We start from the raw sequence: 6,794 nt of genomic DNA, 5'->3' as shown, positions 1-6,794 counted from the left end.
CTATTTTCTACTCTTTTTTTTTCCTGAAATACTCAATTCTCCTCCAGAAAACGAAACCGTTCCGGAAAAGGATTTATCCTTAAACTCTAACTTAAGTGAAATTTCTTCACCCTCTAAATATAAGTTTGCAGTGACTGTATTTCCCTTTACAACTATATCGTTTAAATCGATAACGGATTGGTCTATGGCAACGTGTCCCGATAAATCACCATCGGTTTCTTTAAAAATAAGTTCTCCTTCTTGATATTGATAATCTGCATCTGGTGCCGAATAAGTCCATGTGCCAACTAAATTTAATGCATTCGAAGCCTTATCTGTATTTGTAAAACCCATTAAAACAAACACCAGAACAAAGGCGTTGATAAAAAATATTTTTTTCATAATTTGAATCTATTTATGGTTAATATTACTCTTAAAAATCAGTGAAAATTATAAATAATAGAAGCCTTTAGAGTCAAGCTTAAAACGCTTGGTCTTATTATTGACTTTTACATGACCTGTTGCAAAAGGTTTTCCTTTAATAAGTCCGCTAACTACCTTTCCTTTCTGCCACATCATATCAACTTCAAAGCCGCCACGTGCTTTTAATCCTTTAATCTCACCTTTTTGCCATACTTCTGGTAACGCTGGTAATAGTTCTATAACCCCAGATTGTGACTGCAACAGCATTTCTACCATTCCGGAAATGCCTCCCATATTGCCGTCTAACTGAAACGGCGGATGGGTACACAACAAATTTTGATAGGTTCCTCCCGAGTTATCCATGTCCATACCTGTAGATTCTACTACTTTTAGCAGGTTCTGAAATAATTTATGGGCTCTATTGCCATCGTTTAATCGTGCCCAGAAATTGATTTTCCATGCGCGTGACCACCCTGTACCACCATCGCCTCTGGCTTCTAAGGATACCCTCGCAGCCTTTGCCAATTCTGGTGTTTTTGACGATGAAATTTGATTTCCTGGATGCAAGGCATAGAGATGGGACACATGCCTGTGTTTGTTGTTGGGATCGTCCACATCTTCTTTCCATTCTTGTAATTGTCCCCAGCTTCCTATTTGTGGAGGCAATATATTATCTCTTACTTCTAACGCTTTTTTTGTAAAATCATCTTCTATCCCTAATACCTTTGCTGCTTTTATACAATTATTCAAAATGTCCCAAGCAATTTGATGATCCATGGATGCACCGCTCGAAATACCTCCGTGTTCGGGTGAATATGATGGTGCCGAAACCAATTTTCCATTTTCATCTTTGGTTAAATAACTTATCCAAAATAAGGCTGCGCCCTTCATTATGGGATAGGCTTTGGTTTCTAAATAGGTCTTATCCTGTGTGAAATCGTAGTGATCCCATAGGTGCTGGGAAAACCACCCTGCGCCTCCTGGAAAAAAGCCCCATGGAATACCCCATCCTGGAGAGGTATAACCAAAGGCATTGCACATGGTGTTGACCATCCAACCATCGGCATTAAAAAAGGCTTTTGCTGCCAGTTCTCCGGGTTCTACAAGACTTTCTATATAATCTATAAAGGGTTCGTGGCACTCAGACAAGTTGGTTAACTCGGCTGGCCAATAAATCATCTGCAGATTGATATTACTATGGTAATCGGCTGCCCATGCTGGATTTGTAGCATCGTTCCATTTGCCCTGTAAGTGCATGGACATGGTATTTGGTCGGCTTCCAGAAATCATTAAATACCGTCCATATTGAAAATAGAGTGTTTCCAATCCCACATCTGGATTGCCATCTGCATAATTTTTAAGTCGAATGTTGGTAGGCACATCGCTAAAGGATTGACCTTCTAAATGAAAGGACATTCTGTTAAACAATTTACCGTAATCCAAAATATATTCCTCTTTTAAATCGTTATACGAACTATGGGCTATTCCCTGAAGAGTTTTAGCATTTTTTGTTTTAAAATTTGGGTCTTTATAATCGGGATAAGATAACTTGAATGCTGTGGCTGCCACATGCATAAGCGTCATTTTCTTTGCATCTTCAACAGTAACTACACCGTTTTTATAAGACACTTTGCCATCGGTATTTTTTAGGGATAGGATGGTTTCAAAGGCCATGCCGTTATCGGCTACTTTTCCTTGAAACACATACTTTCCATCCACAAATCCTTCCTTAATGGTTGCGTGAGGAGTTTTAAATCGGATTTCGTAACGGGTAGGTGTGGTACTTTCAAAATGATATACCATAGTGTTTTTCGGGTAATTACCAAAATAGGTTCTTTTATAGCCTTCATTACCTATATTATAACTTACTTGTGCCAAACCTGTTTTTAAATCTAGACTTCTTGTATAATCAGAGACCTCCCCCGAGTGATTAACTTTTATAAAAAAATCTCCCATGGTTTGCTGTGCGCCATAATCTCCAAATTCGCTATTGTAACGCGGCCCTGTTTCTATAGTTCCTGTAAACTTTGCTTTTACCAATCGGTCTGCTTCTTTGATTTTTCCCTCCTTTAACAAGGCTCTTGCTTCAGGAAGATATTTATTTGCTCCTTCCTTTATTCCAAAATTGTAATTGGGATTGGAGTCTGGGCCACCAGACCACAAAGTCCCTTCGGAAAACTGGATATGCTCTTCATGCACACCACCAAAAAACATGGCTCCTATGTAGCCGTTGCCTATGGGCAGGGCTTCTGTCATCCAATTGGTAGCTGGCTGGGTGTACCACAACTTTAAATCCTGGTTTTCTTGTGAAAATGCACAAATACTTATTAAAAATACTAAGGCTCTTAACTTCATCTTATCTACTATTTACTTTCTATTAGGGTTAAAAAATCGATTAATAATTCAAATTCCGTATCTACAAATTTGGTGTCGTACACCTGTACTTCGGTGCCTGCAGCCATGATGTCCTGTTTTACTTTTTCCGCATCTTTATTGTAATATTTTGCTTCAACCCATCTTAAATACTGGTTATTTTTTTCGTGTTGTAAAGCTTCTTTTAAAATGTGTTCTGCATCTTTAGTCTTACCTGTTTTTTTCAGAGCCATAAGCTGTAAGTACAGTTTGGTACTTTCGTTAAGGTACTTGGGTGTACGATGCTCCGCAATGGTTTTATAAACCTGTTCTGCTTTAGATTTTTTGTTCATTTGCTCTAAACCATAGGCGATAATAAAGTTATCCAAGCGTTCATCAACATCGTAATGCTTGCCTACCCCCAAGTTTTTTGGCCACAGTTTGGCTTGTTCTGCATAGTCTATGGCTTTTTTGTAATTGCCTTTTTGCAGGGCATCGTACGCTGCTTTAACACAGGCATCGTGATACATGGTTCTTCCTATGGTAGCACCTTCGTATGGTAATACGTTGAACGTATTTAAAAAATTGATAGCGTTGTCGTATTTTTTGAGTCCCATTAAAGCTTTGGCATAGTGCATCCCGAATAAGGATTTTTCGGGATATAACTTTAAAAAGGTTTTGGCTTTTTTTGCGGCTTCTTCAAACTTCTGCTTTGCTAAATAGTCTTCTATAAGCGCCATATTTACCCGCCAATCATTAGGATCAATACTGTAGGCTTTTTGCAATGCCTCTCCGGCAACCTGTTGGTCATCAGCAAATAGCTTGGTTTTGGTTAAATAAAATAGAGATGCATCAGGTGTATCTCCACATTTGGCAAACATACTTTTAGCATTTTCAATCAAACCTTTGTTCCAATAAATGAGTGCGATGTAGTACTTTAATTTCCAATGGGGATTTTTGCCAATCAATTCATTTAACATGGTCACGCTTTCCACTCGATGCGGAAACACCAAATCTACAGGTAATTTGAGCGCTTCTTGTAAATGGGCAGTGGTATTTTCAGTATCTAAATAGGCCAGCCATAATGCTACGATGGGCTGTTTTGGTGCTAATTTTAGTATAGTAACGGCTTCATCTTGCGCACCTAATGCCAGATACTTAAGAGCCAATTCGAGATAGGTTTCGTAAGGTAGCTCGTTGGTAATTTGTGCATTAAATTCTGCTTCACTCTTTTGCTTTAAAAATAACAGCTCGGCGTCAACAAATATATTGGTTGCATCCAATTGAGCGATTGTTTCTAACTTAGATTGTGCAGATGCATTATCTTTTTCTTTTCTATAGATAAAGGCTTGCATCTCAAGGGCACTCATATTAAAGGTGTTAAAATGCAATGCTTTCTCTAGGTAGGTTTTGGCTTTTTCAAAATTATTTTCATTTAAAAACAGTTTCGCCAATTCGGTGTATGCGGACGACCTGTATGCGACATCTTGACTGGCTATTGAAAAGCCGCTTTTCGCTTCATTGGTGTTTCTTAAAATGGTATGGATTAAACCGTAATTGTAGTTTGCCAATCCGTCGTAAGTATTAACAGCTAAAGCTTTTTGGGTATATTCAAGGGCTTTTTGGTACTGCATGATACGGTAATGGCCCAATGCCAATCTGTTTATTGCAGGAACAAAGCCTGGTTCTTTTTCGTGACTTTTCACATACGCTTGCAGTGCTTCGGGATAACGGCGTTGTTTTTCTAATCCCAAGCCTTCTACATATAAACCATAAGCTGTTTCCCAGTTGAAATCTTCGTTTGGTTTTATGGGCCTATCAACACTGTTGTTAGGGTTTTTAGAATTGTAGTACAGCTTGTTTTTTCCAAAACTCACTTCAAAACTACTGCCATTCTCTATGGTTACTGTTTCGGTGATTAATTGCAGCGGAGTCGCTTTTATCTTTTTATTTAAAAGGGTTTTTCCTTGTGAGGTTATGACCAAATCATCATCTAAATTCTGTAAGGCGCTTAAAAATAAGGTGACTTTATTCCCAGATTGCTCTATGTTTAAAGCACCATATTGTGAAGCTGCCACCATGCCTTTTGTTTCTTTTAACGGAAACCAATATTCGTTCATCACATCGGTATCCTGTGGCGAAAACTCACGGTGTTTAAATGGTGTATAGGCACTACTAGCTGCTGCTTGGTTGAACAGTTTGCCCGATTGGTATTCTATGTATTGTCCGTCGGAATCTGTTAAAAGGTCTTCCCATATCATCCCTTGGTCCGAAAGTCCCCAAATCCATATTTTCTTCCCGGGCTTGTCGTCGTAAAGGCTGTAATGTCCGAAACCAAAATCATCATCATGATAGTAGCCCCCAAAATAATCGGAATAGGAATTAATAACATGGTAGGATTTATAGATACCGAAATTGTTATTTTCATAAAAATTAATTTCCCTGCCGTCGTCTATGGGCCACTCACCTATTTCGCCCCCATGACCTATACGCTTATTGCCAGGGTATAAAAATTCCAGATTGCCTTTAGATTTTGCTGCGGCATTCATCCAATGGTAATAGGTAACTGGTACATTGGAATTGTTAAACCATGTGGCTTTGGTTTCAAAATAGGCCTTATCTTTAGGCAAGCGTATTTCTACATTCCAATTGGTTCGCGATGGCAAGTCTAAGGCGCCCACAATACAGGACACGCTGCCATCTTCATTTTCCTTAATCCTATAATCAACTGGTGTGGCACAGGTTGGAATATGTCCTATATCTCCAAAATTATACTCCAGTCCTCCAGAAGTCCAAGCGCCTCGCATGGCCACATCCCTAAATTTAACCACGTGGTTATAGTACATGAATTCCTTTCCTGTAGATTTTTCTATGGCACCCCATATTTTACCACCAATGTCTGGACACACAAATACCTTAATATACTCGTTTTCCAGTACAACCATGTTCCATGCTTTATCTTCGCCTTTGGCTGTGTAGCCATCGAACCTAAAATAAGGATACAATCGGCCTATTTGTGGCAGCGGACTGGGGTCTGAAAACATATAGGTTTTCATGGTGAGTTTTTCTTCTTTTATGGTCGCATTTTGTGAAAATGTAGAAGCGCTCATGGCTATAGAAATTAGTACTACAAAAATTATTCTTTTACTATTCATATATTATGGTTTCTGAATTATAAATCCGAAGGCTATGGGATTATTACCGTTTATAGTATATTCATCATGGGTTCTGGCACCCCATGAATCGTCACCGCCAACACCATGGAGCTTATAATCTATATTCAAATTGACAAAATCCCTTTGTTCAATTTCGTAATCGTGTTTGGCGTTTTCCAAATCGTCTTCTGTGTATGGCCAAGCCCTAAAGGACATTGGTTGCAATCCTTTTATTTTTATCCCATTGCCCAAACCATCACTTAACCTCATCCAACGCACATCGGTTCTGTTCGCATTATCTTGTGGCGATATGTATGGGGTTATAAAGCTACTTAAAAACATATTATATTTAGCATATAATGCTCCTGTCTTTCTATCCTCATAACTTTCGTGAGGCCCTCGCCCGTACCATTCTATTTTTTCAAACGTTTTGGGCAACGCCATTCTAAATCCGAATTTTGGAATTAACGGGATATTGCCTGCATTTGGCTTATAATCTGCTTCCACTTTTATCTGGGCATTTCCTGTAATCGTGTATTTTAATTTATATGAAACATCGCCCACGGGTAGTTTAAAATCAAAAGTTAAGGATACTTCATTTTCTTTTGACGATTTTTTGACTTCGGTATCATTAAGCATTCTATTTTTACCGGCCTCTTTCCATGCGCCTAATCGTTTTACATAACTATTTCGTTCTTGGTTATCGTTTGGTGGTTTCCAAAAATAAGGTTCCAATGGGTTAACGATATATTCTTTTCCTTCTGTTTTATAGCTTTCCAATGCCCCGTTAGCCTTATTGATTGTAACAGAAAAATCCTTTCCACTTATTTTATAATGCCCATCTGAAGTTTCAAGAATCAATTTCTCGGAGGAGTTACTTAGTGC

General features: G+C 38.5%; 4 protein-coding genes. All 4 read right to left on the bottom strand.

The genetic code is table 11. From position 1 onward, the window contains the following. Complete coding sequence (locus AADI82_RS12595) at positions 1–381, bottom strand: hypothetical protein (RefSeq protein ID WP_341216781.1); 381 nt, start codon at positions 379–381, stop codon at positions 1–3. Between the two features lie 48 nt (positions 382–429). Next, the gene (locus AADI82_RS12590) at positions 430–2,757 is read right to left on the bottom strand and encodes a glycoside hydrolase family 95 protein (RefSeq protein ID WP_341216780.1); all 2,328 of its coding nucleotides are present in this window, start codon (positions 2,755–2,757) and stop codon (positions 430–432) included. A gap of 8 nt (positions 2,758–2,765) precedes the next feature. Then, positions 2,766–5,909, bottom strand: a complete 3,144-nt coding sequence (locus AADI82_RS12585; protein ID WP_341216779.1) for a DUF5107 domain-containing protein — start codon at positions 5,907–5,909, stop codon at positions 2,766–2,768. Positions 5,910–5,912: 3 nt separating this feature from the next. Beyond that, positions 5,913–6,794, bottom strand: an 882-nt coding sequence (locus AADI82_RS12580) for a beta-galactosidase small subunit (RefSeq protein ID WP_341216778.1), incomplete at its 5' end; no start/stop codon positions are given.

This window comes from uncultured Wocania sp. (assembly GCF_964021735.1).
Taxonomy (GTDB): Bacteria; Bacteroidota; Bacteroidia; order Flavobacteriales; family Flavobacteriaceae; genus Wocania_A.
The sequence above is the reverse complement of the archived record's forward strand: the minus strand, read 5'-3'. Positions and strand labels throughout refer to the sequence as shown.